General features: G+C 71.9%; 2 protein-coding genes. Both read right to left on the reverse strand.

Features of this window, described 5'->3' with window-relative positions; genetic code table 11:
* The coding region (locus STRIP9103_RS30810) for a hypothetical protein (RefSeq protein WP_048821303.1) at positions 1-881 on the reverse strand (881 nt) is incomplete at its 3' end.
* A gap of 53 nt (positions 882-934) precedes the next feature.
* Positions 935-1,954, reverse strand: a complete 1,020-nt coding sequence (locus STRIP9103_RS30815) for a PP2C family protein-serine/threonine phosphatase (RefSeq protein ID WP_309474685.1) — start codon at positions 1,952-1,954, stop codon at positions 935-937.
* Positions 1,955-2,193: the final 239 nt, after the last annotated feature.

Below are 2,193 nucleotides of genomic sequence, written 5' to 3' on the forward strand. Positions count from 1 at the left end.
ATCGCATACAGGTCCGAGGCGAGCGCCGGGGTGATGTCCCGGCCGGCGGCGCGCAGCGCGGCCTCGGCGAAGGCGACGGCCTGCCGGTACTCCCGCATGAACAGCGCCTGGTTGACGAGCAGCGCGATCACATAGGCCCCGAGCCCCCGGTCCCCGCTCGCCTTCGCCAGCCGCAGCGCCTGGTGGAAGTACCGCTGGGCCAGCCCGTGGGCGTCGGAGTCGTATGCGCAGATCCCGGCGATCGCCACCAACCCGCCGGTGGCCCGGTGCAGTTGGCGGCCGGTGGCGTCGGTGTAGCTGCCGCGCAGCAGCGGCGCGGCCTCGGCGTTGAGGAACCCGACGATCCGGGTACGCGTGGCTATGCCGCCCGCCTTGCGGTACATCTGCTCGTAGTGGGAGCGGGCCGCCCGCAGCATCTCGATGTCGGCCATGCTGACCTGGTGCCGCCCACCGCGCGAGACGTCCACGTCCTCCGGCGGGTTCTCCCACTCCCACACGGGCATCACGGCGGGCGTCCCGGTGACGGCGGGAGCGCCGAGCACATGCGCGCGCTGCTGCTCGTCGGACCGCCACAGGGCGGTGGCCCGCTCCACGAACCCCGAGAGACCGGCGCCGTGCTGGCTGGTCGGCTCACCCGGCACGCCGAGCCCGATGTCGTCGAGGGTGACGGGCCGGTGCAGCCGCGCCGCGAGCACCTCGCAGATCAGGTCGGGCACCTGCCCTCTGGGCCGCTGCCCCTTCAACCACCGTGCCACGGCGGTGTGTTCGTACCTCAGCGACAGCCCTCGCGCGCGTCCCGCCTGGTTGACGTGCGCGGCGAGTCCGGCGTGCGAGATACCGGCCTCGTCGAGAATCGCGTCGAGCAGGGTGTTGGGCTGCATGGAGGCCCTCCGGTGGCTCGGTGCCGGCGAGTGGCAGCGTAGCGCCTCCGGCGTCAGCCGGGCGACTGAGGACCGGGGACTGCGGGTGGTTTGCCGGCTGCGGGTGGGTGTGGGCTGGTCGCGCGGTTCCTCGCGCCCCCAAAGACCGTTGCGCGGGCGCGGTCGTTGCGGAGTACCAGTATGGCGATGTCGTCCTTGGGCCTTCCCGCTGTGTGGCGCAGGAGTTGGGTGAACACCGCCCGCAGGACGGGCTGGGGCGAGATCGGGCGGCCCCTTACGGCCATCGCCAAGGCCGCCGGCAGGGGAAAGAAGCGGCCACGGGTGTCTCGTGCGTCCTCCACTCCATCCGTGTGGAGGAACAGGGCCTCTCCGGGCAGGAGGTGACCGCACGGAGTGAGCGGCAACTCCGCAGGCAGGGGGAACATGCCCAGTGGGGGCAACGGATCTGCGCGGGCCATGAGTTCCGCTCGGCCGGCGCTCAGCAGGTACGGCCAGGGGTGGCCGCAGTTGAGGGCGTGGACCTCGCCGTCGGGGGCGATCTCCAGGAGGAGTACGGTCACGAACTCCTCGGTGTCCTCGGCTCGGGCACGGTCGCGCAGATGCCGGGCGAGGGCGCGGTCGAGGCGGCCGAGGACACCGGCGAGTTCGGCCTCGTCGTGGACGGCCTCGCGGAAGCTGCCGAGGACGGCGGCGACGGCACCGACGGCGGGGAGGCCGTGCCCGCGTACGTCGCCCATCACCACCCGTACACCGTGCTCGGTGGCGATCACCTCGTAGAGGTCACCGCCGACGCCCGCCCTGCGGTCGGCGGAGAGTTGTACGGCGGCGGTGGCCAGCCCGTCGACACACGCGGGCAGGGGCCGCAGCAGCAACCCCTGCGCGACGCCCGCGGCCTCCCGCGCCCGCCGCACCTCACGGAGCATCACCTGACGGACGTGCAGCACGAGCCCGGTGCCTACGGCGAAGCAGACGGCACCGTCGGTGATACGAGCACCGAGTCGTTTCCGCTGGGCCGACGGGCGGAGCCACTTGTATGTGATCGCCGTCGCGCCCCACATCGCGGGGAGCCCCAACGCCCATGCCTTGCGGACGGACCGCCGGTCGGAAGGGTGACGCCCCCGGGACCAGGCCCGGGCAGGAGTCGCACCCCTGATACGAATCATGCCGTTGGCCCCCCATCAGGCCCTGACAGCGTGTACGACACCGAAAGGCCGGTCTGATTCTGTCGACCACTTGCCCCGATCGGGCCAGTTCGCCCGAACTTCTCACCCGAATGAGTGAGGCAAGGTGATGGAGAGACAGCGATGGAGGT

The organism is Streptomyces ipomoeae 91-03, assembly GCF_000317595.1.
In the GTDB taxonomy this organism is placed as follows: domain Bacteria; phylum Actinomycetota; class Actinomycetes; order Streptomycetales; family Streptomycetaceae; genus Streptomyces; species Streptomyces ipomoeae.